The organism is Roseateles sp. P5_D6 (assembly GCF_054049415.1).
This window is the reverse complement of the sequence record NZ_JBFUMK010000022.1, coordinates 45,170-69,428: the sequence shown is the minus strand read 5'-3', so window position 1 is coordinate 69,428 and position 24,259 is coordinate 45,170. Positions and strand designations below refer to the sequence as shown.

At 64.4% G+C, this 24,259-nt stretch carries 19 protein-coding genes, 7 tRNA genes and 1 pseudogene; 5 read left to right on the top strand and 22 right to left on the bottom strand.

Annotated elements, in window-relative coordinates:
• Positions 1 to 4: 4 nt before the first annotated feature.
• The 10 genes and pseudogenes from dusA to rimP form a co-directional block, all read right to left on the bottom strand.
• Complete coding sequence (gene dusA / locus ACXJKM_RS24270; RefSeq protein WP_457355853.1) at positions 5 to 958, bottom strand: tRNA dihydrouridine(20/20a) synthase DusA; 954 nt, start codon at positions 956 to 958, stop codon at positions 5 to 7.
• 120 nt (positions 959 to 1,078) lie between these two features.
• A complete protein-coding gene (locus ACXJKM_RS24265; protein ID WP_457325510.1) occupies positions 1,079 to 1,660 on the bottom strand; it encodes a lectin-like protein in 582 nt (193 codons plus the stop codon).
• A gap of 86 nt (positions 1,661 to 1,746) precedes the next feature.
• Positions 1,747 to 2,862 carry an enoyl-CoA hydratase/isomerase family protein gene (locus ACXJKM_RS24260; RefSeq protein ID WP_457355797.1) on the bottom strand — a complete coding sequence of 372 codons (1,116 nt, stop codon included), beginning with the start codon at positions 2,860 to 2,862 and terminating at the stop codon, positions 1,747 to 1,749.
• Positions 2,859 to 3,731, bottom strand: coding sequence for a DMT family transporter (locus tag ACXJKM_RS24255; RefSeq protein WP_457326210.1), 873 nt, complete (start codon positions 3,729 to 3,731; stop codon positions 2,859 to 2,861). The genes ACXJKM_RS24260 and ACXJKM_RS24255 overlap by 4 nt, the downstream gene beginning before the upstream one ends.
• 103 nt (positions 3,732 to 3,834) lie before the next feature.
• Positions 3,835 to 5,658 carry a translational GTPase TypA gene (gene typA / locus ACXJKM_RS24250; protein ID WP_056196714.1) on the bottom strand — a complete coding sequence of 608 codons (1,824 nt, stop codon included), beginning with the start codon at positions 5,656 to 5,658 and terminating at the stop codon, positions 3,835 to 3,837.
• A gap of 24 nt (positions 5,659 to 5,682) precedes the next feature.
• Complete coding sequence (gene truB / locus ACXJKM_RS24245; protein ID WP_056196710.1) at positions 5,683 to 6,639, bottom strand: tRNA pseudouridine(55) synthase TruB; 957 nt, start codon at positions 6,637 to 6,639, stop codon at positions 5,683 to 5,685.
• Entirely contained in the window at positions 6,632 to 7,012 is a 381-nt protein-coding gene (rbfA, locus tag ACXJKM_RS24240) for a 30S ribosome-binding factor RbfA (RefSeq protein WP_056196708.1), read from the bottom strand. Before rbfA ends, truB begins: the two co-directional genes overlap by 8 nt.
• 101 nt (positions 7,013 to 7,113) lie before the next feature.
• Positions 7,114 to 10,116 (bottom strand): translation initiation factor IF-2, encoded by a 3,003-nt coding sequence (infB, locus tag ACXJKM_RS24235; protein WP_457355794.1) that lies wholly within the window; start codon positions 10,114 to 10,116, stop codon positions 7,114 to 7,116.
• A 46-nt stretch (positions 10,117 to 10,162) separates the two neighbouring features.
• Positions 10,163 to 11,641, bottom strand: a complete 1,479-nt coding sequence (gene nusA, locus ACXJKM_RS24230) for a transcription termination factor NusA (RefSeq protein WP_457355792.1) — start codon at positions 11,639 to 11,641, stop codon at positions 10,163 to 10,165.
• A 116-nt stretch (positions 11,642 to 11,757) separates the two neighbouring features.
• Positions 11,758 to 12,264 (bottom strand): annotated as a pseudogene (gene rimP, locus ACXJKM_RS24225) (ribosome maturation factor RimP); the annotation flags it as partial.
• Between the two features lie 250 nt (positions 12,265 to 12,514).
• On the opposite strand from rimP, the gene fabI reads away from it, so the two are divergent.
• A complete protein-coding gene (fabI, locus tag ACXJKM_RS24220; protein ID WP_056196698.1) occupies positions 12,515 to 13,297 on the top strand; it encodes an enoyl-ACP reductase FabI in 783 nt (260 codons plus the stop codon).
• Between the two features lie 82 nt (positions 13,298 to 13,379).
• On the opposite strand, the gene ACXJKM_RS24215 is transcribed toward fabI, so the two are convergent.
• Positions 13,380 to 15,653, bottom strand: coding sequence for an arginine/lysine/ornithine decarboxylase (locus ACXJKM_RS24215; RefSeq protein ID WP_056196695.1), 2,274 nt, complete (start codon positions 15,651 to 15,653; stop codon positions 13,380 to 13,382).
• A gap of 121 nt (positions 15,654 to 15,774) precedes the next feature.
• Between ACXJKM_RS24215 and ACXJKM_RS24210 the strand changes: the two genes are divergently transcribed.
• Together ACXJKM_RS24210 and ACXJKM_RS24205 are read left to right on the top strand one after the other, a co-directional pair.
• The gene (locus ACXJKM_RS24210; RefSeq protein ID WP_056196692.1) at positions 15,775 to 16,203 is read left to right on the top strand and encodes an NfeD family protein; all 429 of its coding nucleotides are present in this window, start codon (positions 15,775 to 15,777) and stop codon (positions 16,201 to 16,203) included.
• A 30-nt stretch (positions 16,204 to 16,233) separates the two neighbouring features.
• Entirely contained in the window at positions 16,234 to 17,151 is a 918-nt protein-coding gene (locus tag ACXJKM_RS24205) for an SPFH domain-containing protein (RefSeq protein ID WP_056196690.1), read from the top strand.
• Between the two features lie 286 nt (positions 17,152 to 17,437).
• On the opposite strand, the gene ACXJKM_RS24200 is transcribed toward ACXJKM_RS24205, so the two are convergent.
• The gene (locus ACXJKM_RS24200; RefSeq protein ID WP_056196685.1) at positions 17,438 to 18,154 is read right to left on the bottom strand and encodes a helix-turn-helix transcriptional regulator; all 717 of its coding nucleotides are present in this window, start codon (positions 18,152 to 18,154) and stop codon (positions 17,438 to 17,440) included.
• Between the two features lie 77 nt (positions 18,155 to 18,231).
• Here ACXJKM_RS24200 and ACXJKM_RS24195 point away from each other — a divergent pair, with 77 nt between their 5' ends.
• Positions 18,232 to 18,606 (top strand): hypothetical protein, encoded by a 375-nt coding sequence (locus tag ACXJKM_RS24195; RefSeq protein ID WP_056196681.1) that lies wholly within the window; start codon positions 18,232 to 18,234, stop codon positions 18,604 to 18,606.
• A gap of 50 nt (positions 18,607 to 18,656) precedes the next feature.
• Positions 18,657 to 18,746, top strand: a tRNA-Ser gene (locus tag ACXJKM_RS24190).
• Between the two features lie 133 nt (positions 18,747 to 18,879).
• Here ACXJKM_RS24190 and ACXJKM_RS24185 read toward each other — a convergent pair.
• From ACXJKM_RS24185 to purF, 10 genes are all read right to left on the bottom strand, one after another.
• Positions 18,880 to 19,011, bottom strand: a complete 132-nt coding sequence (locus ACXJKM_RS24185) for a hypothetical protein (RefSeq protein ID WP_457355790.1) — start codon at positions 19,009 to 19,011, stop codon at positions 18,880 to 18,882.
• 218 nt (positions 19,012 to 19,229) lie between these two features.
• Positions 19,230 to 19,306, bottom strand: a tRNA-Asp gene (locus tag ACXJKM_RS24180).
• A 112-nt stretch (positions 19,307 to 19,418) separates the two neighbouring features.
• A tRNA-Glu gene (locus ACXJKM_RS24175) sits at positions 19,419 to 19,494 on the bottom strand.
• A gap of 48 nt (positions 19,495 to 19,542) precedes the next feature.
• Positions 19,543 to 19,618 (bottom strand) — tRNA-Ala (locus ACXJKM_RS24170).
• A gap of 75 nt (positions 19,619 to 19,693) precedes the next feature.
• Positions 19,694 to 19,770: transfer RNA gene (locus ACXJKM_RS24165), tRNA-Asp, on the bottom strand.
• A 52-nt stretch (positions 19,771 to 19,822) separates the two neighbouring features.
• Positions 19,823 to 19,898: transfer RNA gene (locus tag ACXJKM_RS24160), tRNA-Glu, on the bottom strand.
• Between the two features lie 50 nt (positions 19,899 to 19,948).
• Positions 19,949 to 20,024: transfer RNA gene (locus ACXJKM_RS24155), tRNA-Ala, on the bottom strand.
• A 76-nt stretch (positions 20,025 to 20,100) separates the two neighbouring features.
• Positions 20,101 to 21,504 (bottom strand): glutamate--tRNA ligase, encoded by a 1,404-nt coding sequence (gltX, locus tag ACXJKM_RS24150; protein ID WP_457355788.1) that lies wholly within the window; start codon positions 21,502 to 21,504, stop codon positions 20,101 to 20,103.
• Positions 21,501 to 22,727, bottom strand: coding sequence for an O-succinylhomoserine sulfhydrylase (locus tag ACXJKM_RS24145; protein WP_457355786.1), 1,227 nt, complete (start codon positions 22,725 to 22,727; stop codon positions 21,501 to 21,503). Before ACXJKM_RS24145 ends, gltX begins: the two co-directional genes overlap by 4 nt.
• 11 nt (positions 22,728 to 22,738) lie before the next feature.
• Positions 22,739 to 24,250, bottom strand: coding sequence for an amidophosphoribosyltransferase (gene purF / locus ACXJKM_RS24140; protein WP_457355784.1), 1,512 nt, complete (start codon positions 24,248 to 24,250; stop codon positions 22,739 to 22,741).
• Positions 24,251 to 24,259: the final 9 nt, after the last annotated feature.

Below are 24,259 nucleotides of genomic sequence, written 5' to 3'. Positions count from 1 at the left end.
GTCGTCATGCCGCGACCGACGTGCCTTGCACGCGCGCCGCGTTGGCGCGCTCGGCCACCTCACGCGGCGGCAGGGTCTTCAGGCGATGGTCGCTCCAGACCTGGCGCCAGCGGCGTGCGCCGGGCGTGCCGTTCCACAGGCCGAGCGCGTGGCGCATCGCATGGGACCAGGAGCGGCCAGCGGCATGCACGCGATCCAGGTAATCCAGCCAGGCGTCTTCGACCTGCTCGCGCGACGCCGCCGGGTCAGGCTGGCCGAAGAAGCGCGAGTCCCACTGCGCCATGCTCCAGGGCTCGTGATAGGCCTCGCGGCCGATCATGACGCCGTCCAGCACGGCCAGCTGCTCGGCGATCTGGTCCGGCGTCTTCAGGCCGCCGTTGATGGCGATGGTCAGCTGCGGGAATTCGCGCTTGAGCTGCTCCACCAGCTCGTAGCGCAGCGGTGGGATCTCGCGGTTTTCCTTCGGTGAAAGGCCCTGCAGCCAGGCATTGCGGGCATGCACGATGAAGACTTCGCAGCCGGCCTCCGCAACGGTGGCGACGAAGTCGCGGACGAAGTCGTAGCTCTCAATCTTGTCGATGCCGATGCGGTGCTTGACGGTGACCGGCAGCGAGGTGGCATCGCGCATGGCCTTGACGCAGTCGGCCACCAACTGGGGTTCGGCCATCAGGCAGGCCCCGAAGGCGCCCTTCTGCACTCGCTCGCTGGGGCAGCCGCAGTTCAGGTTGACCTCGTCGTAGCCCCAGCGCTCGGCAAGCCTGGCGCAGGCGGCCAAGTCGGCGGGATCGCTGCCACCCAGCTGCAGCGCGACCGGGTGCTCGGTGTCGTTGAAGTCGAGATGACGGGGTTGGTCGCCATGCAGCAAGGCGCCAGTCGTCACCATCTCGGTGTAGAGCAGCGCGCGGCGGGTGATGAGCCGATGGAAATGGCGGCAATGGCGATCGGTCCAGTCCATCATCGGCGCGACGGACAGGCGCCAGGGAGAAAAAGCAGTCACGCAGCGGATTATCCCGGCCCGCAAATGGCAACGCCCGCGTCGGGCTGACGCGGGCGTTGAGAAATGCTGAACCGTGAGGGCTTAGCGGTTGCGGCGGCGGGACACGCCAACGCCCGCCAGGGCGGCCGCCATCACCAGGGCCAGGCTGGCCGGCTCGGGCACGGTGCCGGGGGCGGCGCTGAACTCGACCAGATAGCCGTTGATCTGGCCAGCATTGCCCGGGCCGCCGTGGTCGTTCCAGCCCATGACGGCGCCGAAGTTGGTCTGCAGGTAGTTCTCGCCACCGCAGCAGTTGTTCGGCTCGCCCGGATTCCAGCTGGTGTAGGTCAAGGCCTGGCCGTTCTCGGGACCATCACGCCAGGTGAAAGTGCCTTCATTGCCGGCGTCCGAAGCGCCCAGCCATGCCAGGATGCCACCGGCCACGGTGACGGAAGCGAAGCGGTTTTCGCCGGCGCTGGTGATGGTGGCCAGGTAGCCGGTCATGCCCAGATAGCTCGCGCTCTGGGCCGCCGTGAAGGCATCGTCCCAGCTGACGTTGGCGTCGAAGAACTCGTAGTAGTGGTCATTGCCGCCGGAGGCGGAATCCCACAGCACCGGCGAGGCTTGGGCAGCCTGGCCGAACAGGCCGGTGGCCAGCAAGGCCGTCATGAGCACTTTGCGCATTGTTGTCTCCGTCGAACGTGAAAAATTTTCGCGAGTGTGTGGAGATGCCCGCGCCAGGCCAACCCCCGATCCAGGGGGCGACAGCTTCAGCTCAGGTCGCGCAACGGATGCTCGTTCGCAGGCCAGGGACTGACGAAGAAGGCCGCCACCTCACCCGCGTCCAGATCGGCGACCGAGGCTGGGCTCCAGCGCGGTGCGTGATCCTTGTCGACCGCCAGCGCGCGAATGCCTTCGACGGTCTCGCTGCGGGCCGCACCGCGCAAATGGAAGGCGTGGTGCACCAGATCACGCTCCAGGCGCAGATCGTCGGCCAGGCCGAGCTTGCGGCCGCGGCGCACAAGCTCCAGCGTCACCGCCATCATGGTTGGCGAGCGGGTCAACAGCGTCTCGCGGGTCTGGTGCGCCCAGTCGTCATCGGCCGCGGCCAGGGATGCCAGGATGCCGGCCAGCGTCGGCTCGCCAAAATGGCGGTCGATGCGTTCGGCGGCGGCCTTGGGGTCGGCGGTGGGGGCGAGATCGGCACACTCCATGACGGTCGCGATGACGTGCTCGGCGCTGGGCTGGGGGCTGGCCCTCAGCGCTTCGACAAGGTCGGCCCATTGCGCCGCCGGCACATAGACATCGCCCAGGCCCCATTCGATGGCGTCGCCGGCCGCAATGGCCTGGCCGGTCAGTGCCAACCATTCGCCGACGTGGCCGGGGCATTGGGCGAGGAAGTAGCCACCACCGACATCGGGAAAGAGGCCGATGCCGGTCTCAGGCATCGCCAGCTTGGAGCGCTCGGACAGCACGCGCAGCTTGGCGCCCTGGCTGATACCCATGCCGCCGCCCATGACGATGCCATCCATCAGCGCGATATAGGGCTTGGGGTAGTGGTGGATCAGGTGGTTGAGGCGGTATTCCTCAGTGAAGAAGTCTTCCAGCGCCGGGTCACCGGCATGAGCGGCCTGGTGGAAGAAGCGGATGTCGCCGCCCGCGCAGAAGGCCGGCGCCTTGCCTTCGCGGCCCGCGCCGAGCACTGCGACGGCCTGGATCTCCGGTCGAGACGCCCAGTGGCGCAGCAGCGCCGTCATGTCGCGGATCATGGCCAGCGACAGCGCATTCAGCGCTTGCGGGCGGTTCAGCGTGATGAGGCCGAGACAGCCGTTGACGTCGGCCAGGATATGGCCGTCAGACACCAGGGTCGGGATCAGGTCACTCATGCGTTATTCAAGGAGGCGGGTTTGACAGTAGGAGGCGCCAGCGCTTCGTTGGCGATCAGCGCCGCAAGCACGAGGCTACCGCCGATCAGGGCCGCGCTGCCTGGGTGTTCGCCCGCAAAAGCCCAGGCCCAAAGCACGCCGAGCAGGGTTTCCGCCTGGCCGAGCAGGGCCAGTTCGTGGCCCGGCAGCTCGCGCGCCAGGCGCACGGCCAGCAGACAGGGAACGGCAAGCTGGAAGACGCCCAGAAAACCCAGCAGGGACAGGTCGTGCGCACTGGCCTGCAACGGCCAGGCCAGCGGCAGTGTGAACACCATGGAGATCACAGCACCGATCAGCACCGCGGGCAGCATGTCAGTGTCGCCCTGCCCCACCTTCTGCAGCAGGCACCAATTGCTGGCGGCGGCCAGCGGCACGCCCAGCGCAACGATGACGCCCAACAGCGGCCCGCCCAGCTGACCACCGAACATCCACGCGATGCCCGCGCCAGCCACGGCAATCGCCCACCAGGTGCGGGCGGGAATCGGCTGATGCAGAAAGAACCGCGCAAATATCGCCGTGAATAGGGGGGACAGCGACATCGTGACCAGCACATTGGCCACCGTCGTCAGCGACAACGCCACCATGAAGGCCGTGAACATGACGGCCCAGCACAGGCCTGAGGCCCAGACCGCACCGCCACGCATGGCTGACCACAACGCCTTGCCCCGCATCATGCCGAGGATGGCCACCAGTGCCAGCGCATTGAAGGCACTGCGCCAGAACGTGATTTCGAATCCACGCGCTGCATCCAGATGCCGCGTGACCACGCCCGCCGAACTCCACATCAGCGTGACCAGCAGCATCAGCAAAACAGCAGACCGGTGGCTCATCAACGAAGAGCGCCCCTTTCGGGGCGCGGGCAATCAACTGACTAGAACCCCCTCCTGAAGGGGGGCTGGGGGGAGCTCAAGGCGCCGCGCCAGCGAAAGCGTGTCAGCTCCGCTGAGCACGCTTTCGCTCGTTCTCGGACAAGAAGCGTTTGCGAACGCGAACGCTCTTGGGCGTGATCTCGACCAGTTCGTCGTCGTCGATGAAGTCGACGCCGTACTCCAGCGTCAGCTCGATCGGCGGCGTGACCTTGATCGCATCTTCCTTGCCGGAGACGCGGAAGTTGGTCAGCTGCTTGGTGCGGGTCGCGTTGACGACCAGGTCGTTGTCGCGGTTGTGGATGCCAACGATCATGCCTTCGTAGACCGGGTCGTTGGGCTTGACGAACATGCGGCCGCGATCGTCCAGCTTGCCCAGGGCGTAGGTGAAGATTTCGCCGTCGTCCATGGAGATCAGTACGCCGTTCTTGCGGCCGCCGATGTCACCCTTGTGGGCCTCGTAGCCGTCGAAGATCGACGAGATCAGGCCCGAGCCGCGGGTCAGGTTCATGAACTCGTTGCTGAAGCCGATCAGGCCACGGGCCGGGATGCGGTACTCCAGGCGCACGCGGCCATGGCCGTCCGGCTCCATGTTGAGCATTTCGCCCTTGCGCAGGCCCAGCGCCTGCATGACGCCGCCCTGGTGGATTTCTTCCACGTCGGCGGTCACCAGCTCCATCGGCTCCTGCTTCTCGCCGTCGACGTCCTTGAACATCACGCGCGGCTTGGAGACGGCCAGCTCATAGCCTTCACGGCGCATGTTTTCCAGCAGGATGGTCAGGTGCAGTTCACCGCGGCCGCAGACCTCGAAGATGCCGTCTTCGTCGGTCTCCTTCACGCGCAGGGCCACGTTGTGCTGCAGTTCTTTCTGCAGGCGGTCCCAGATCTGGCGGCTGGTGACGAACTTGCCTTCGCGGCCGGCCAGCGGGCTGGTGTTGACGCAGAAGTTCATCGTCAGCGTCGGCTCGTCGACCTTCAGCATGGGCAGCGGCGACGGGTTGGCCGGGTCGGTCACGGTCACGCCGATGCCGATGTCTTCGATGCCATTGATCAGCACGATGTTGCCCGGGCCGGCGTCGGTGACCTGCACGCGATCCAGGCCGTGGAAGGTCAACACCTGGTTGATGCGGCCGTTGACGGCCTTGCCGTCCGGACCTTCCATCACGACGACCTGCATACCGGTCTTGATGGTGCCCTGGCTGATGCGGCCCACGCCGATGCGGCCGACGAAGGTGGAGAAGTCCAGCGCCGAGATCTGCAGCTGCAGCGGAGCAGCGGGATCACCCGACTGGGCGGGCACGTGCTTGAGCACGGTGTCGAACAGGGCCGACATATCGGGGCCCCATTGCTCGCCAGGCGCGCCTTCGGTCAGCGAGGTCCAGCCGTTGATGCCGGAGGCGTAGACGACCGGGAAGTCGAGCTGCTCGTCGGTGGCGCCCAGCTTGTCGAACAGGTCGAAAGCGGCATTGATGACGGCGTCGGGCTTGGCGCCCGGCTTGTCGACCTTGTTGACCACGACGATGGGCTTGAGACCCAGTGCCAGCGCCTTCTTGGTCACGAAGCGCGTCTGCGGCATCGGGCCTTCCTGGGCGTCGATCAGCAGCACGACGCCGTCGACCATGGACAGTGCGCGCTCGACTTCACCGCCGAAGTCCGCGTGTCCGGGCGTGTCGACGATGTTGATGTGCGTGCCGCCCCACGACACCGCGCAGTTCTTGGCCAGGATGGTGATGCCACGCTCGCGTTCGATGGCGTTGCTGTCCATGACGGTGTCGACGACCTTTTCGTGGTCGGCGAAGGTACCGCTCTGGCGCAGGAGCTGGTCGACCATGGTGGTTTTGCCGTGGTCGACGTGGGCAATGATGGCAATGTTGCGGATCGGGGTGGTCATGGTGATGCTTGGAAGAAAACCGGGTCAGGCGGAAAGCAGAGCCTGGACCTCCGGCGGGGTCAACAGGCGGTCGGCGATCAGTTCGCCAGAGGAGATGTGGGCGCTGCCGAGGAAGGCGCGGGGTTCGGGGCCGTAGACACGCACGCGCTCGGCGTCGGCTGCGGTCACGCGGCGGCGCAGCCCAGACAGGAAGCGTGCGGCCTCGTCGGCAGGCAGACGAAGCTCGGGGGCTTCGGCCAGCAGGCGGTCGGGCGAGGTCAGCAGCGCGGCGCGTTGTTCTTCGGGCAGGGCTTCCAGGCCGCTGAGCGTGATGCTGCCGTCCAGCGTCAGGCTGCCGGAGCCGGTGCGGCGCAGTGCGGCCAGCGAAGCGCCACAACCGAGTGCAGTGCCAATGTCTTCGGCCAGCGTGCGGATGTAGGTGCCTTTGGTGCAACGGACGTCGAGGGTCACGGTGCCAGCCTGCACGCTGACGATGTCGATGGCATGAATCGTCACGCGACGGCTCTTGCGCTCGATCTCGATGCCGGCGCGGGCGTATTCGTACAGCGCCTTGCCCTCGTGCTTGAGCGCCGAGTACATCGGCGGCATCTGGTCGATCTCGCCGGTGAAGGCGGCGCAGGCGGCAGCGATCTGCGCTTGCGTGATGCCGTCGGCGTCACGGCGCTCCAGCACCTCGCCTTCGGCGTCGCCGGTGGTCGTGCGGATGCCCAGCGCCAGGGTTGCGAGATAGCGCTTGTCGGCGTCGAGGCTGACCTGGCTGAACTTGGTCGCGGCGCCAAAGCACAGCGGCAGCAGGCCGGTGGCCAGCGGGTCCAGCGTGCCGGTGTGGCCGGCCTTCTCGGCGCGCAGCAGCCACTTGGCTTTCTGCAACGCGTCGTTGCTCGACAAGCCCAGCGGCTTGTCGAGCAACAACACGCCATGCAGCGGGCGACGCTGGATGCGTACCCGAGCAGGCCTCGCAGTGACGACAGCCTCAGTCATTCGGCTCCTCGTCTTCCAAAGCGCGAGTCGCATTGGCCTTGTTGATCAGGGCACTCATCTCGGCCGCACGCTCGATGGTGCGGTCGAACTGGAAGTGCAGCGTCGGCACCGTGTGGATCTGCAGGCGCTTGAACAGGCCGTTGCGCAGGAAGCCTGCGGCCTCGTTCAGCGCTTCCTGCGTTTCCTTCGGGTCACCGACCAGCACTGAGAAGAACACCTTGGCATGGGCGTAGTCCGGCGTAACCTCGATCGCATTGATCGTCGCCATGCCGATGCGCGGATCCTTGAGCTCGCGGATCAGCTCCGCCAGATCACGCTGGATCTGGTCGGCGACTCGGAAAGCTCGGTTGGGGATGGCGCGTTTGTGTCTCATGGCAGGTTTCCTGATCAGGCTGTTTGCGCGGTTCACGCGCGGACAGCCAACAAAGAACAAACCCCGCCCCGAGGGGCGGGGTTAACCCTCGGGATTGGAGGTCAGAGCGTGCGGGCCACTTCCTTGATCTCGAAGAATTCGAGCTGATCACCTTCCTTGATGTCGCTGTAGTTCTTGAGCTTGATACCGCACTCGAAGCCTTCCTTGACTTCGCGGACGTCGTCCTTCTCGCGGCGCACCGAGTCCACCTCGCCCGTGTAGACGACGGTGTTCTCGCGCAGCAGTCGGAAGCGAGCGCCACGACGGACCAGGCCGCTGGTGACCATGGAGCCGGCCACCGTGCCGATCTTGGAAGCGACGAACACGACGCGGATCTCGGCCGTACCCAGCGCTTCTTCGCGCTGCTCGGGCGCCAGCATGCCGGACATCGCCTTGGTCACGTCATCCACAGCGTCGTAAATGATGCTGTAGTAACGCAGATCGACCGCGTTGCCTTCGGCCAGCTTGCGCGCACCGGCATCGGCCCGCACGTTGAAGCCGATGATGACGGCCTTGGAAGCGATGGCGAGGTTGATGTCGCTCTCGCTGATGCCGCCAACCGCCGCGTGGACGATCTGCACCTTGACCTCGGCGTTGCTGAGCTTGAGCAGCGAAGCGGCCAGCGCTTCCTGCGAGCCCTGCACGTCGCTCTTGATGATCAGCGGCAGCGTCTGCACGTCGCCGGCGCCCATCTCGCTGAACATGTTCTCCAGCTTGGCAGCCTGCTGCTTGGCCAGTTTCACGTCGCGGTACTTGCCCGAACGGAAGGTCGCGACCTCGCGGGCGCGGCGTTCGTCGCCCAGCACCATGAACTCATCGCCAGCTTGCGGCACTTCGGTCAGGCCCTGGATTTCGACCGGGATGGACGGGCCAGCCTCGGTACAGGCCTTGCCGTCTTCGTCCAGCATGGCGCGAACGCGGCCGAACGTGGAGCCAGCCAGCACGACGTCGCCGCGCTTGAGCGTGCCGCTCTGCACCAGCACCGTCGCAACCGGGCCGCGGCCCTTGTCCAGCTTGGCTTCGATGACCAGGCCCTTGGCCATCGAGGCCACCGGCGCCTTCAGCTCCAGCACTTCGGCCTGCAGCAGCACTTGCTCCAGCAGGTCGTCAATGCCCTGGCCGGTCTTGGACGACACGCCGATGAAGGGCGACTCGCCACCGAATTCTTCCGGCACGACCTGTTCGGCCACGAGCTCGCTCTTCACGCGCTCGACGTTGGCGTCGGGCTTGTCGATCTTGKTCATCGCGACSACGATYGGCACGCCAGCCGCCTTCGCGTGGTGGATGGCTTCCTTGGTCTGGGGCATGACGCCGTCGTCGGCCGCGCAAACGAGGATGACGATGTCGGTTGCCTTGGCACCGCGGGCACGCATCGCCGTGAAGGCCGCGTGACCCGGGGTGTCCAGGAAGGTGATCATGCCGCGCGGCGTATCGACGTGATAAGCGCCGATGTGCTGCGTGATGCCACCAGCCTCGCCTGCGGCGACGCGGGCACGGCGGATGTAGTCCAGCAGCGAGGTCTTGCCGTGGTCGACGTGGCCCATGACGGTGACGACCGGGGCGCGCGACAGCGACTCGTGCTCCTGCTCGGCGGTGCCCTCTTCTTCCAGGAAGGCGTCCGGATCGTCCAGCTTGGCGGGGAAGGCCTTGTGACCCATTTCCTCGACCAGGATCATGGCCGTCTCTTGGTCCAGCKGCTGGTTGATGGTGACCATCTGGCCMAGCTTCATCAATTGCTTGATGACCTCGGCGGCCTTGACCGACATCTTGTGGGCGAGGTCGGCCACCGAGATCGTCTCGGGGACGTGCACCTCTTGGATCTGCATCTCTGCAGGTGCCTGGAAGTTGCCTTGGCCATTGCCACCACGGTCATTGCCGCCACGACGGCCACCGGCACCACCGCGCGCCGGAGCACGCCAGTTGCCGCCGCCACCCGGGCGGTTCGCGCCGGCGGGGCCGGCGCCGATGGTCTTGAGGCCACGCTTCTTGGCGGCGTCATCGGCCCAGCTGGATGACAGCTTCTCGGACTTGACCGACTTCTTGTCGCCCGGCTTGCCGGCGCCTGCGCCGGCTGCAGCAGGTGCTGCGCCCGGCGTGCCGGCCTTCTTGTGGATGGTGCCCTTGATGCCCGCGGCGGCTTCGGCCGGCTTGGGCTCTTCGGGCTTCTTCGCGACCAGCACCTTTTTGGGTGCATTCATCATCGCGCGGATCTTGGCGGCCTCGTCCTCGGCGGCCTTGCGGCGGCGGGCCAGGTCGTCCTGCTTCTGCTTCTCTTCGGCAGCGGCATCGACGGCCTTGACGACGCGCAGCGCCGGCTTGGCCACTTCGGGCGCGGGCGGTGGCGGGGCGACGACCTCAGGCGCAGGTGCGGGCGGCGGCGGCGCAACGACTTCAGGCTCGGGCGCAGGCGCGGCGGCCTTGGCACCGCGCTTGGAGGCGGCCTTGTTGATCGCGGCGGCTTCGGCGGCGGCAGCAGCGGCATTGCGCTGGCGGGCCTCGGCCTGCTCGACGGGCGTGACCTCCGGCTTGGCGGCGGCAGCTGCAGCGGCAGCTTCGGCAGCGGCCTTGGCGGCGGCTTCGGCGGCAGCCTGCTCCTCGGCGCGGCGCGCCTCGGCAGCTTCACGCGCGGCGCGCTCGGCGTCCTCGCGAGCCTTCACCTTGGCGGCGAGTTCCTCTTCCTGGGCACGCAGCGCGGTGGCTTGGGCCTGGGCTTCTTCCTCGCGGCGCACCAGTTCGGCGTCGTCGGGGCCGGCAGCGACCTCGTCGTCACGCTTGACGAAGGTGCGGGTCTTCTTGACCTGGACCTGGATCGTGCGGGCCTTGCCACTGGCATCGGCTTGCTTGATCTCGGTGGTCGACTTCTTGACGAGCGTGATCTTCTTGCGATCCGCACCGGCAGTGCCGTGGGAAGAGCGCAGGTGGTCGAGCAGGCGTTCCTTGTCGTTCTCGCTCAGCGAGTCGTCGACGGAAGACTTCTTGACGCCCGCGGCATGCAGCTGCTCCAGCAGCGTGCCCGCCGGCTTGCTCAGCTCGGCGGCGAATTGGGCGACGGTAGTCACGGCCATGTGGGGATCCTTCAAATTACTTTCGGTGCGGCGCGGCGTGTGTTGATCAGGCGTTGAACCAGTGTTCGCGGGCCTTCATGATCAGCGCGCGCGCAGCGGCCTCGTCTTGGCTGGTCAGCTCGACCAGTTCGTCGACAGCCAGGTCGGCCAGATCGTCACGGGTGTTGATGCCGCCTTCGGCCAGCTTGCTCAACAGTTCAGGGGTCACGCCTTCGAGATCGCGCAAGTCCTGCGAGACCTCTTCGACCTTCTCTTCGCGGGCGATTTCCATCGTCAGCAGGGCATCCTTGGCACGGGTGCGCAGCTCGTTGACGGTGTCCTCGTCGAAGGCCTCGATCTCCAGCATTTCCTGCATGGGCACGTAGGCGACTTCTTCCAGGCTGGTGAAGCCTTCGGCGATCAGGATGTCGGCGACCTCGGCATCGACGTCGAGCTTCTCGACGAAGAGCTTGCGAACGCTCTCGGCCTCGACCTCGTGCTTGGCAGCCGATTCCTCGGCCGACATGATGTTGATGCGCCAGCCGGTCAGCTCGGACGCCAGGCGCACGTTCTGGCCGCCACGGCCGATGGCGATGGCGAGGTTTTCCTCGTCAACGACGACATCCATGGCATGGCGCTCTTCATCCACGACGATGGATTGCACATTGGCCGGGGCCAGCGCGCCGATGACGAACTGGGCCGGGTCTTCGCTCCACAGCACGATGTCGACGCGCTCGCCAGCAAGTTCGGTCGTCACGCCGTTGACGCGCGAACCGCGCACACCGACGCAGGTGCCGATGGGGTCGACACGGCGGTCATGGCTGATGACGGCGATCTTGGCGCGCGAACCGCTGTCGCGGGCGCAGCTCTTGATCTCCAGCAGGCCTTGTTCGATTTCCGGCACTTCCTGGGCGAAGAGTTCCTTCATGAACTCAGGGCTGGAGCGCGAAAGCATGATTTGCGGGCCGCGCTGGGTCGGGTCCACACCGAGGATGACGGCGCGCACGCGGTCACCGGTGCGCAGGTTCTCTTTCGAGATCATTTCGCTGCGCTTCAGGCGCCCTTCGACGCGACCGCTTTCGACAATGATGTCGCCCTTGTCCAGGCGCTTGACCGTGCCGACGAAGATCTTCTCGCCGCGCGACATGAAGTCGTTGAGCAATTGCTCGCGCTCGGCGTCACGGATCTTCTGCAGGATGACCTGCTTGGCGGCCTGTGCGCCGATGCGGCCGATGGGCAGGGATTCGACGGGTTCTTCGATGTGGTCGTCCACCTCGATGTCGGAGATCTGTTCCTGGGCTTCAAACAGCAGGATTTCGGCGTCGGCGTTCTGCAGACCGGCCTCGTTGGGCACGACATGCCAGCGGCGGAAGGTCTCGTACTCACCCGATTCGCGATCCACACTGACGCGGATGTCGGCCTCAGCGCCGTAAATCTTCTTGGTGGCCGAGGCCAGCGCGGCTTCCACCGCACCGAACACGACATCGCGCTCCACGCTCTTCTCGCGCGAGATCGCGTCCACCAGCATCAACATTTCGCGGTTCATTGCTTGAGACCTCCGTCAACCTTGTCTTGGCCGGGCGCCGCATCACTGGGCGCGCCCGCTTGTTTCTTGAGTGCTGCTTTTTTCGGCTTGATGACACCACGCTGGCCGGGCTTGCGGTCAGGCGCCGGTTCGCCGCCACGACCCTTGAAGCTGAACGACGGCACGAGGCGTGCCTCGCGCACCTCGTCGAGCGTGAAATCAAGCGCCTGATCGGCCTCGCCGTCGTCGAACACCAGGCGCCAGGCCTGGTCGTCCGCCGCATCCGGCTGCGCGCTGACCACGCCGCGGTACTTCTTGCGGCCCTGGAAAGGCGCTTTGAGCGTGATATCGATTTCCTGGCCGGCAAAGCGCGCGTAATGCGCGGCCTTTTTTAACGGCCGATCCAGACCCGGTGAAGACACTTCGAGCCGGGAATATTCCAAACCCTCGACCTCGAGCACATACTGCAGCTGTCGGGTGACCTTTTCGCAGTCATCCACATCGATCAGCTCGCCGGCATCCGCCCCGGCGTTCAGCCTGTCAATCGTCACGCGCAGCGTTCCACCACTGGCACTGCGTTCGCAGTCCACGAGTTCGTAACCGAGTCCGGTCACGGTCGTTTCCACAGCGGTTTGCCAACTCATTCGGGGTGTGCGGTCTTCGGTCGAAAGAAAATCGAAAAAGCAAAAAAAATGGGCTGGATGAATCCGCCCACTCGTTCACCTGATATCGCGCCCCGGGGGATGTCGTCCGGGGCTCGTTGAAAGACTCTTTGCAGAGTTCTCTCATTTCTGGTGAAGCTCGGATTGTACTGTGCAAGTCCCATGCCGGCAAGCCGCTACGCCCTGCGCGTGCCAGAATCTGAGGCTGTTTGAGACCTCACAGGAGACAAGAATGGGCTTTCTCGCCGGCAAGCGGCTGCTGATCACGGGCGTGCTGTCCAACCGCTCCATCGCCTACGGCATTGCCCGGGCCTGCCACCGCGAAGGTGCCGAGTTGGCGTTCAGCTATCAGGGCGAACGTTTCAAGGACCGCATCAGCGAGTTCGCTGCCGAATTCGGCTCCAAACTCATTTACGACTGTGACGTGACCAGCGACGAGCAGATGGAGGCGTTGTTCAACCAGCTCGGCGAGGTCTGGCCGGAGTTCGACGGTTTCGTCCATTCCATCGGCTTTGCGCCTCGCGAGGCGATTGCCGGCAATTTCCTGGACGGCATGACGCGCGAGAACTTCCGCATCGCCCACGACATTTCGGCCTACAGCTTCCCCGCCATGGCCAAGCTGGCCGCCCCGCGCCTGCGCCCCGGCGCCGCCCTGCTCACACTGAGCTACCTGGGCGCCGAGCGCTACGTGCCCAACTACAACACCATGGGCATGGCCAAGGCGGCGCTGGAGGCCAGCGTGCGCTACCTGGCCCACGACCTCGGCGCCAAGGGCGTGCGAGTCAACGGCATCTCTGCCGGCCCAATCAAGACGCTGGCAGCCTCCGGCATCAAGGACTTCGGCAAGTTGCTGAGCCAGTTCGCCGCCTCGGCGCCGATCCGGCGCAACGTGACCATCGAGGACGTCGGCAACGCCGCTGCCTTCCTGCTGTCCGACCTGGCCGCCGGCGTCAGCGCCGAGATCATGTATGTCGATGGCGGCTTCAGCCATGTCGCACTCGCCGGCGGCGAGTGATCAAGTGAGGTCGCGGCATGGYGTGCGTCGCGACCTGGCGTACCACGAGAAACCGCGCCGGCGGATGGGCGCAGCGGCCTGATCAGGCCTTCACGCAGTCCACGTAATACCGGCCGCGACCGGTCTCTTCGTCCACTTCATGGACAAGGCCGTGGACGTCGGTCGCGAAGCCCGGAAACTTCGCATTGAAGCTGCGCGTGAACTTCAGGTAATCGACGATCTTCTTGTTGAAGCCCTCGCCAGGAATCAGCAGCGGGATGCCGGGCGGATAGGGCGTCAGCAGCGAGGTCGTGATGCGCCCCTCCAGGTCGTCGATGCCGACGCGTTCGGTCTTGCGCTGTGCGATATGGGCATAGGCTTCCGTCGGCGTCATCAGCGGCTGCAGATTGGACAGATACATGTCCGTCGTCAGGCGTGCAATGTCGCCTTCGGCATAGGCCCTGTGAATGGACTGGCAGAGGTCGCGCAGGCCCATGCGCTCGTACTTCGGGAACTTCGCGCAGAACTCCGGCAGGATGCGCCACAGCGGCGCGTTCTTGTCGTAGTCGTCCTTGAACTGCTGCAACGCAGTCAACAGCGTGTTCCAGCGGCCCTTGGTGATGCCGATGGTGAACATGATGAAGAAGGAATACAGCCCCGTCTTCTCGACGACGACACCATGCTCGACGAGGAACTTGGTGACGACCGAGGCCGGGATGCCCGTGGTGGCAAAGCGCCCTTCCATGTCCAGCCCGGGCGTGATGATGGTGGACTTGATCGGGTCCAGCATGTTGAAGCCCTCGGCGAGCGCGCCGAAGCCATGCCAGTCCTCGTCGGCGTGCAGCATCCAGTCCGCCGACACGGGCTCGCTGCCCTGGTCATCCTGCGCGCGCAGGAAGTCCGGCCCCCAGACCTTGAACCACCAGTCGTCGCCATAGTCCGACTCGACCTTGCGCATGGCACGGCGGAAGTCCAGCGACTCGCGGATGCTTTCCTCCACGAGCGCCGTACCGCCGGGCGGCTCCATCATCGCCGCAGCCACGTCGCAGCTCGCGATGATCGAGTATTGCGGCGAGGTCGACGTATGCATCAGGTAGGCCTCGTTGAAGAGATGCTTGTCCAGCTTGACGCTTTGCGAATCCTGCACGAGCACCTGCGAGGCCTGCGAGATGCCAGCCAGCAGCTTGTGCGTGGATTGCGTCGCGTAGACCATGGCTTCCTTCGGGCGCGGACGGTTCTTGCCCATCGCGTGGAAYTGCCCGTAGAAATCGTGAAAGGCCGCATGCGGCAGCCAGGCCTCATCGAAGTGCAGCGTCGGGATGTAGCCGTCGAGCTTCTTCTTGATGGTTTCGGTGTTGTAGAGCACGCCGTCATAGGTGCTCTGCGTCAGCGTGACGATGGAGGGCTTGACCGTGGCAGCGTCGATGTGCGCCAGCAGCGGGTTGGCGGCGATCTTGGCGCGGATGGTCTCCGGACTGAACTCGCTCTCGGGAATGGGCCCGATGATGCCGTAGTGGTTGCGCGTCGGCGTCAGGAAGACGGGGATGGCGCCACACATGATGATGGCGTGCAGATTGCTCTTGTGGCAGTTGCGGTCGATGACGACGACGTCGCCGGGCGCCACCGTGTGGTGCCAGACCATCTTGTTGGACGTGGACGTACCGTTGGTGACGAAGAAGCAGTGATCGGCGTTGAAGATGCGCGCCGCGTTCTTCTCGCTGGCCGCGACCGGACCGGTGTGATCCAGCAGTTGGCCGAGCTCTTCAACGGCGTTGCACACGTCAGCGCGCAGCATGTTCTCGCCGAAGAACTGGTGAAACATCTGCCCCACCGGGCTCTTCAGGAAGGCGACGCCGCCCGAGTGGCCTGGGCAATGCCAGGAGTAGGAGCCGTCCTGGGCGTAGTCCATCAGCGCCTTGAAGAACGGCGGTGCCAGGCCATCGAGATAGCTCTTGGCCTCACGGATGATGTGGCGGGCTACGAACTCCGGCGTGTCCTCGAACATGTGGATGAAGCCATGCAGTTCGCGCAACACGTCGTTAGGCAGATGCTGGCTGGTGCGCGTCTCGCCATAGACGTAGATGGGGATGTCCGGGTTGCGGTTGCGGATCTCCTGGATGAACTTGCGCAGATTCAGCACGACAGGGTCCATCTCGGGCCCCGCGGTGAATTCCTCGTCGTCAATGGACAGGATGAATGCCGAGGCGCGGCTTTGCTGCTGGGCGAACTGCGACAGATCGCCGTAGCTCGTCACGCCCAGGACTTCCATGCCCTCCTTCTGGATGGCCTCGGCCAACGCGCGGATGCCCAGGCCCGAGGTGTTCTCGGAGCGGTAATCCTCATCGATGATGACGATGGGAAAGTGAAAACGGATCATCGGCGGCCTCCAGCGGGCGGGCATCAAAAAACGAAGCGGCGAAGTGTAGGGCCGCAGCATGTCCCACTCGCGTCAGCGCAGTCTATAAACTGACCCGACAACACTTACCTGGGGAGACAAGATGGAATGGAACTGGGCCACCGTCTGGTGGATCGCTGCAGGAGCGCTCGTCGCGGCCGAATTGGCCAGCGGCACCTTCTATCTGCTGATGCTGGCCGTGGGCGCCATCGCCGGTGCGCTGGCGGCTCATCTCGGCGCGAGCTTGACCGCACAAGTGCTGACCGCCGCCGTCACGGGCGGCGCAGCGGTCGTGGGCTGGCACCTGCGGCGCAGCCGCATGCCCGCAGCCGCTCCCGCTGCAAGCAACCCAGATGTCAACCTCGACATCGGTCAATCCGTCCAGGTCGAGACCTGGTCAACCGACGGCCGGGCCAAGGTGCAATACCGCGGCGCTGCCTGGCAGGCACGCTTTATCGGCAGTCCGCCGGCCCAAAGTGGCCGGCATGTGATTCGCGCGGTCGAAGGCAGTTGTCTGCTCCTCGATCGCTGAGCCTGCAAACCAACAACACCGGGAGGCCTCATGGGGTTCCAAATCGCACTCGTCATCCTCGTCATCGCGGCCATCTTCGTGGCGCGCTCCATCAAGGTCGTCCCGCAGCAGAACGCCTGGGTGGTGGAGCGCCTGGGCAAATACCACGGGACGCTCACACCGGGGCTCAACTTCCTCGTGCCCTTCGTCGACCGGCTGGCCTACAAGCACTCACTGAAGGAGATCGCGCTCGATGTGCCCAGCCAGGTCTGCATCACCAAGGACAACACCCAGTTGACGGTTGACGGCATCCTCTACTTCCAGGTCACCGACCCCATGCGGGCGAGCTACGGCGCGAGCAACTATGTTGTCGCCATCACGCAATTGGCGCAAACGACGCTGCGCTCAGTCATCGGCCGCATGGAGCTGGACCGCACCTTCGAGGAGCGCGCCGTCATCAACACGTCCGTCGTCGAGGCCCTGGACGAGGCGGCCTTGAACTGGGGCGTCAAAGTGCTGCGCTACGAGATCAAGGACCTGACGCCGCCGCCAGCCATCCTGCATTCCATGCAGGCTCAGATCACGGCGGAGCGCGAGAAACGCGCGCTGATTGCGGCGTCAGAAGGCCGGCGCCAGGAGCAGATCAATATCGCGACCGGCGAACGTGAGGCGGCCATTGCACGCTCGGAGGGTGAGAAGCAGGCCGAGATCAACCAGGCACAGGGCCAGGCCGCAGCGATCACCGCTGTGGCGGACGCGACTTCGGACGCCATCCGCAAGATCGCAGCGGCCATCCAGCAGCCGGGCGGTGATCAGGCTGTGCAGCTGAAGGTCGCCGAGAAGGCTGTCGACGCCTATGCCCAGCTCGCTCAGAAGAACAACACGATGATCGTGCCGGGCAATATGACGGAAGTCGCTGGTTTGATCGGCACCGCCATGGCGTTGTTCAAAGGCGGCGCAAAGGCCTGAGGCCCAGAACAAAAAAGCCCGCGAGGGCCCTGAACAAGGGCAGTCGCGGGCGCAAGACGTTCGGGGGGCGCCGAACGAAAGCGATGGAGGTGTCGCTTTTCCTAAGATCTGCTCAGAGGATCGGGATCAATTACCCGTAATCGGGAAGCCGAGCAGTTCTGCGAGAACTTCCCAGAAAGAAACTTTTTCCATTTGCACCGTCCGGCTAGCAGCGTTGAGATGGCGCGCAGTGTGTAGGACGGGCAGACAACAGAGAACTACAAACCCTGGTAGGGCCGGTAGCCGGTCAGAGCAGCCCCAGCTCCATCGCCTTCAGCACGGCTTGGTGCTTGGTGGACACGTCGAGCAGCTTGAACAGTTGCTTCATGTGGTAGTTCACCGTGTTCTCGCTGATGCCTAGCAGGCTCCCGACAACCCAGGCGCTCTTGCCCTCCATCGTCAGCTTCAGGATCTCAAGCTGTCGTGACGGAAGCTGCACCGCAGGTTGTGCCGATCTCTTGGACACAAGCAGCCGCCCTGCAGCGTCCTGTGCATGAACGGCGAGCAATTGCAAGTCCGCGATCATCCGATTCAGCTTGATCGGATCTTTGGGCAAGGGTGCGTCCCGATCGAGCCCGAGAAGCAACCGGCGGTAGCCAGGCATTTGGACACCTACGGCAACACCGGTCCGGTAGCCGAACGGTGCATACATCTCCCACAACTCGCCTGCACCGGCGTCCACGTAGAAAGCCTGGTCGTAAATCAGCGGTTTGGTCAGGCTCGCCAAACGTTGATGCACGGGGTCGCGTTGCGCGTAGCTGTTGTCCCTGGAAATCTCCAAGAAAGCCTCAGGCGTGTTGCCTACGGCGACGTACTCAGTCTTCGCACCCGGCCCACGGTGCTCGATGGCCAGCACGCCAACGACCAGACCGAAATCTAGGTCATTCGCGAAGGCGATCAGCCCCTGTCGAAAAGACGTGAGATCTGCTGCTTGACTGACTTGTTCGTACCGCTGGAGGTTCATGCGCTACTAGGGTTGGTAGGCGCAGTGCGGCCTCGACGAACGCAAACTGCAAACCATCCAAATGACGGGAGATCCGAATGCAGATGGCAGCCTGGCAACTGATGGCCTGCGAGACGGTCGTCAAGACTGTAAACGAGTTTGAAAAAGTGACAGACGACCTGCGTCAAATCGGAAGCAGTGTCAGAGTGCACGATGCACGTTCCGGGCTGCGATGTGGCCAGGAAGTGTGGGCTGCACTGGCCGATGGCGAAGCCATCCAGATTGCATGGGAATGGACGGAGATCCAGCCTGACGTCGTGGCGCTGTTCGACCCGATGAACATCTTGTGCAACGTCGCGCTGATTGACGGCCACGGGCATGAGCTGGCGCGTTCGCGGCGCATGCTGCACCTCAACAATGTCGTGCACCAGCTCGACTGGCGCGGCGCCCTGGACTGGCGCAGCAGCAACTGACGGAATGTCGCCTTCGTGAGCACGCAATAGGTTATGATTGTTGGCTTGCAGGAGAGGTGGATGAGCGGTTTAAGTCGCACGCCTGGAAAGCGTGTGTGGGCTAATACCCACCGCGGGTTCGAATCCCGCCCTCTCCGCCAAAGTATGAACGGGCCCACTGGGCCCGTTTTGCTTTTCTGGCTCATGACTGATCGACATTCAGTCGCAGTTCAGCCCACAGAAAGCGCAGTTCGTCGCGTCAAGGTGGCCCGCTGTCCGACCTTGCTCAACACTTCAGTCTGCGCCCTGCCGATGAGCAAGGCTGGAGCCGGAGATGCCAAGAGTGAAACAGGGATGGTGGTGCTTGAGCTTGACGCTCGGATTGCTGATCGGCGGCATGCCGGCAAAAGCCAGTGAGGTTGTCAAGCTCGCTCGCCTCGTTGTCAGTGGCAAGCGCGGTCCCGCCGAAGCCCCACGGGCCGCGCCGGCTGAACAGCGCCCTGCCGGCCCAGCCAGCCCACAGATTCATGGCACCGGCGGGAATGACGACGCTGGCACAGCGCCCGCCCCGGCCCGCGGCCTCGTCTCCTAAGCAGCCAAGTAAAAATGCCCCGAAACCTATGGTTTCGGGGCATTGCTGTTTTTGGCGGAGTGGACGGGGCTCGAACCCGCGACCCCCGGCGTGACAGGCCGGTATTCTAACCAACTGAACTACCACTCCGCGTGGGATGAATTCGATACCGTCTTTCGACAATATCCAAGCTCATCAAACTTGCCCGTCTTGCGACGGGATTGCCAATCGCATTCCCATCATACGACGAGATTGCCAATATTGGCGTCCCCTAGGGGATTCGAACCCCTGTAATCACCGTGAAAGGGTGGTGTCCTAGGCCTCTAGACGAAGGGGACAGAACTTTTTAAACAAACTGCGTGCCACACAAAAACCACAAGAGTATTTGGTGGAGGTAAGCGGGATCGAACCGCTGACCTCTTGCATGCCATGCAAGCGCTCTCCCAGCTGAGCTATACCCCCGGTATAAACCGGTCGCAAAAAGCAAACGGCCAATAAATTGGCCGTTCTTTTATCGGGTGGACCCGATGGAATCCTTGGCGGAGTGGACGGGGCTCGAACCCGCGACCCCCGGCGTGACAGGCCGGTATTCTAACCAACTGAACTACCACTCCGCGTGGGATGAATTCGATACCGTCCTTCGACAATATCCAAGCTCATCAAACTTGGCGTCCCCTAGGGGATTCGAACCCCTGTAATCACCGTGAAAGGGTGGTGTCCTAGGCCTCTAGACGAAGGGGACGAAACCTTCGCAACTTGAACCGCGCGCCATCCAATAAGCCAAGGCCTTTTTGGTGGAGGTAAGCGGGATCGAACCGCTGACCTCTTGCATGCCATGCAAGCGCTCTCCCAGCTGAGCTATACCCCCGTGTTTTCGAGTTGACTGTTGTCAGTCTCTTCGTTAACAGCGCTGTTCAAGCGAGACCAAGAGTATATGACGAAATTCAAATGGAATGCAAGCGTTCGAGGACTTTTTTCTTGTCGAAGTGCTCCAGCACGGCATCCACACTCGGGGTCTGAGAACGCCCGCACACCAGCACGCGCACCGGTACCGCCAACTGCGGCATCTTCAGTCCGGTGGCCGCAAGGGTTTCCTTCAAGGCCTGCTGGATGCCGGCCTTGTTCCAGTCGGTCATGGCCGACAGTCGTTCTGCCAGCACAGCCAGTGCCGGGCGCACGGCATCGGTGATGTAAGCCGCAAGATCCTCGACCGATGGCATGACGGGCGCGAAATACATCGCGAGCCAATCGGCCAGTGCGGCGGCCGTCGCGCAGCGATCCTTGAACAGACCGACCTTGGGCTGGACCTGCTCTGCCGTGGCTTGAATACCCTTGGCCTTGAGTTGCGTGACGACAAGATCAGCCAGCCGGCCCTCATCGATCTGCTTCAGGTAATGGCCGTTGACCCAGTCCAGCTTGGCCGGGTCCCACTGCGCGGGGCTCTTGGACAGGTGCGAGCCATCGAACCAGGCCACCATTTGCTCGGCCGTGAACAACTCATCGTCGCCATGGCTCCAGCCCAGGCGGGCCAGGTAATTCAGCATGGCCTCGGGCAGGTAGCCACCGTCGGCATAGGCCGTCACGCTGACAGCGCCGCGGCGCTTGGACAACTTCTGGCCATCGTCACCCAGGATGATGGGCAGGTGTCCAAACTGCGGCAGCGGTGCGCCCAGCGCATTGAAGATGTTGATTTGCCAGGGCGTGTTGTTGATGTGCTCGTCGCCGCGGAAAACATGGCTGATGCGCATGTCCCAGTCATCGACGACGACGGCGAAGTTGTAGGTCGGCACACCGTCGGTGCGCACGATGATGAGGTCGTCGATCTCGCGGTTGTTGATCGTGATCGGCCCCTTGACCAGGTCGTCCCAGGTCACGTCGCCGTCGACGGGGTTGGCGAAGCGGATGACGGGCTTCACACCCTCCGGCGGGGCGGGCAGCACCTTGCCCGGCTCGGGGCGCCAGCGGCGGTCGTAGAGCTTCTTCTCGCCGCGGGCCTGCTGAGCCTCCTTCATCGCGTCCAGTTCCTCCGGCGTCGCGTAACAGCGATAGGCCTTGCCCTCGCTGATCAACTGTTCGACGACGGCCTGATAGCGGTCCAGGCGCTGCATCTGGTAGATCGGACCCTCGTCGTAGTTCAGGCCGAGCCAGTTCATCGCCGCAATGATCTGGTCGACCGAGTCCTGCGTGGAGCGGGCCACATCCGTGTCCTCGATGCGCAGCACGAACTCGCCGCCGTGGTGCCGGGCATAGGCCCAGGAAAAAAGGGCGGTGCGGGCCGTGCCCAGGTGCAGAAAGCCGGTCGGCGACGGTGCGATGCGCGTGCGGACCTTGTCGAAAGTGAAGCTCATCGGATTTTCAAAGTGGAAAGGCCACGCAGCAGATCGTCAGTGATGTCGTCTACATGCTCGAGGCCAACGGCCAGGCGGATCAGCCCCTGCCCGATGCCGGCGGCTTGACGTTGGTCCTCGGTCAGGCGGCCATGCGAGGTCGTCGCGGGGTGAGTGATGATGGATTTCGTATCGCCGAGATTGGTGGCGATGGACAGCACGCGCGTGCTGTCGATGACGTGGAAAGCCGCTGCGCGTGCAGCTTCAGAGGTATCGGCGCGCAGGTCGAAGGACAGCACCGCCCCGCCCTGCCCGCTTTGCTGGCGCATGGCCAGGTCATGCTGAGGATGGGATGCGAGCGATGGGTAGTAGACATGGTCCACCTCCGGCTGCGCCTCCAGCCAGCGCGCAACGGCCAGGGCCTGCTCGCTCTGGGCCTTCATGCGCAGCGACAGCGTCTCCAAGCCCTTGAGCACGACCCAGGCGTTGAAAGGCGCCAGCGTCATGCCGACGGTACGCAGCACCGGGCCGAAGACATCGCGGATCAACTTGCTGGAGCCACACAGCGCGCCGGCCATCACGCGACCCTGGCCATCCATGTACTTGGTGGCCGAATGCATGACGATGTCGGCACCCATCTCGGTGGGGCGCTGCAGCGCTGGCGTCGAGTAGGTGTTGTCGACCGCCAGGATGGCGCCGGCTCCGTGGGCAATGTCCGCCAAGGCGCGGATGTCGCAGACCTCGGTCAGCGGGTTGGTCGGCGTCTCGGCGAAGAGCAGTTTGGTTGTCGCCTTGACGGCTGCACGCCATTCGGCGAGGTCAGTCTGCGAGACAAAGCTGGTCTCGACACCGAACTTGGCGAATTCCTTGGCGAACAGATTGATGGTCGAGCCGAACACGGAGCGCGAGCAGACGACGTGATCGCCGGCCTTCAACACGCCCATGCCGAGCAGCAGGATGGCGCTCATGCCAGTGGACGTAGCGATCGCCGCCTCGGTACCCTCCAGCGCAGCCAGGCGCGCCTCCAGGCTGCGCACGGTCGGGTTGCTGGTGCGCGAGTAGGTGAAGTCCTCGGAGTTGGAGAACTTGCGCGCCGAGGTTTCCGCGTCGGGCTGGACGTAGGCCGTGGTCAGGAACAGCGCTTCGGAGTTCTCGCCATGCTGGCTAGGCGCCAGCGCCGTGCGCACGGCCAGCGTCTCCGGGCGCAGGCCCTCGGGCAAGGTGCGGCGAGCGGGGTCGCTCATGCGTTCAGCCCCTATTGCTCACTGTCGCTTTGCAGCGCCAGGCGGCCACGTGCGTCGGCGTCTTCCTCGCTGGGCTGGCTGGTGCGTTGCGCGCGCAGCGTGGCGAAGTCTTCGAGACTCACGTCACCGGTCACGTAGTGGCCATCGAAGCAGCTCGCCTCGAAGCCGGCGAGGCCCGGACGCAGCGCGGCGACGACGCGCTTCATCGCATCCACGTCCTGGTAAATCAGCGCATCGGCGCCGATGTACTGGCGGATCTCCTCGACGGAGCGGTTGTGTGCGATCAGCTCCTCGGTCGTCGGCATGTCGATGCCGTAGACGTTGGGATAGCGCACCGGCGGCGCAGCGGAAGCAAGGTAGACCTTGCGCGCGCCCGCCTCGCGAGCCATCTGCACGATCTCCTTGGACGTGGTGCCGCGCACGATGGAGTCATCCACCAGCAGCACATTCCGGTCCTTGAACTCGACACCGATGGCATTGAGCTTCTGGCGCACCGACTTCTTGCGCGCGCCCTGCCCCGGCATGATGAAGGTGCGGCCGACATAGCGGTTCTTCACGAAGCCCTCTCGATAGGGCTTGCCGATGCGGTGGGCCAGCTGCATGGCCGACGGGCGGCTGCTTTCCGGAATCGGGATGACGACGTCGATCTCGTTGGGCGGCATGGTGGAAATGACCCGCTGGGCCAGCGTCTCGCCCATGTTCAGCCGCGCCTGGTAGACCGAGATGCCGTCCATCACCGAGTCCGGGCGGGCCAGGTAGACGAACTCGAACATGCAGGGGTTCAGCGTCGGGTTGTCATTGCACTGCTCGGTGTGCAGCTTGCCGGTCATGTCGATGAAGAGGGCCTCGCCGGGCGCCACGTCGCGCTCCAGCTGGTGGCCGGTACCTTCCAGCGCAACGCTTTCGCTGGCCACCATGACCTCGCCGTTGGCCGAGCGGCCGAAGCACAGCGGGCGGATGCCGAAGGGGTCGCGGAAAGCCAGCAGGCCCTGGCCGGCGATCAGCGCGATGACGGCGTAGCTGCCCTTGATGCGCTTTTGCACCGCACGCACGGCGGAGAAGATCTCCTTGGGCGTCAGTGGCAGGTCGCGCGCGGCCAGCTCCAGCTCGTGCGCCAGCACGTTGATCAGCACCTCGGTGTCGCTSTCGGTGTTGATGTGGCGACGGTCGATGTCGAAGAGCTCGTCCTTCAGTGCATGCGCATTGGTCAGGTTGCCGTTGTGCACCAGCACGATGCCGAAAGGCGCGTTCACGTAGAAGGGCTGCGCCTCTTCCTCGCTGTAGGCATTGCCGGCTGTCGGGTAGCGCACTTGGCCCAGGCCGATGCTGCCCGGCAGCGCGCGCATGTTGCGGGTGCGGAAGACATCACGCACCATGCCGCGCGCCTTGTGCATGAAGCACTTGTTGCCCTGCATGGTGACGATGCCGGCGGCGTCCTGGCCGCGGTGCTGCAGCAGCAGCAGCGCGTCATACAGGAGCTGGTTGACGGGGGAGGCAGCAAGAGCGCCGACGATGCCACACATGGCGGAGAT

Excerpts from the sequence above, each read along its gene's own strand:
- ACXJKM_RS24200 (WP_056196685.1), bottom strand. The coding sequence starts at position 18,154 with ATGAACCTCCAGCGGTACGAACAAGTCAGTCAAGCAGCAGATCTCACG.
- typA (WP_056196714.1), bottom strand. The coding sequence starts at position 5,658 with ATGACCACCCCGATCCGCAACATTGCCATCATTGCCCACGTCGACCAC.
- ACXJKM_RS24265 (WP_457325510.1), bottom strand. The coding sequence starts at position 1,660 with ATGCGCAAAGTGCTCATGACGGCCTTGCTGGCCACCGGCCTGTTCGGC.
- ACXJKM_RS24195 (WP_056196681.1), top strand. The coding sequence starts at position 18,232 with ATGCAGATGGCAGCCTGGCAACTGATGGCCTGCGAGACGGTCGTCAAG.
- fabI (WP_056196698.1), top strand. The coding sequence starts at position 12,515 with ATGGGCTTTCTCGCCGGCAAGCGGCTGCTGATCACGGGCGTGCTGTCC.
- ACXJKM_RS24205 (WP_056196690.1), top strand. The coding sequence starts at position 16,234 with ATGGGGTTCCAAATCGCACTCGTCATCCTCGTCATCGCGGCCATCTTC.
- gltX (WP_457355788.1), bottom strand. The coding sequence starts at position 21,504 with ATGAGCTTCACTTTCGACAAGGTCCGCACGCGCATCGCACCGTCGCCG.
- ACXJKM_RS24145 (WP_457355786.1), bottom strand. The coding sequence starts at position 22,727 with ATGAGCGACCCCGCTCGCCGCACCTTGCCCGAGGGCCTGCGCCCGGAG.
- rbfA (WP_056196708.1), bottom strand. The coding sequence starts at position 7,012 with ATGAGACACAAACGCGCCATCCCCAACCGAGCTTTCCGAGTCGCCGAC.
- ACXJKM_RS24260 (WP_457355797.1), bottom strand. The coding sequence starts at position 2,862 with ATGAGTGACCTGATCCCGACCCTGGTGTCTGACGGCCATATCCTGGCC.
- ACXJKM_RS24255 (WP_457326210.1), bottom strand. The coding sequence starts at position 3,731 with ATGAGCCACCGGTCTGCTGTTTTGCTGATGCTGCTGGTCACGCTGATG.
- dusA (WP_457355853.1), bottom strand. The coding sequence starts at position 958 with ATGATGGACTGGACCGATCGCCATTGCCGCCATTTCCATCGGCTCATC.
- nusA (WP_457355792.1), bottom strand. The coding sequence starts at position 11,641 with ATGAACCGCGAAATGTTGATGCTGGTGGACGCGATCTCGCGCGAGAAG.
- ACXJKM_RS24210 (WP_056196692.1), top strand. The coding sequence starts at position 15,775 with ATGGAATGGAACTGGGCCACCGTCTGGTGGATCGCTGCAGGAGCGCTC.
- truB (WP_056196710.1), bottom strand. The coding sequence starts at position 6,639 with ATGACTGAGGCTGTCGTCACTGCGAGGCCTGCTCGGGTACGCATCCAG.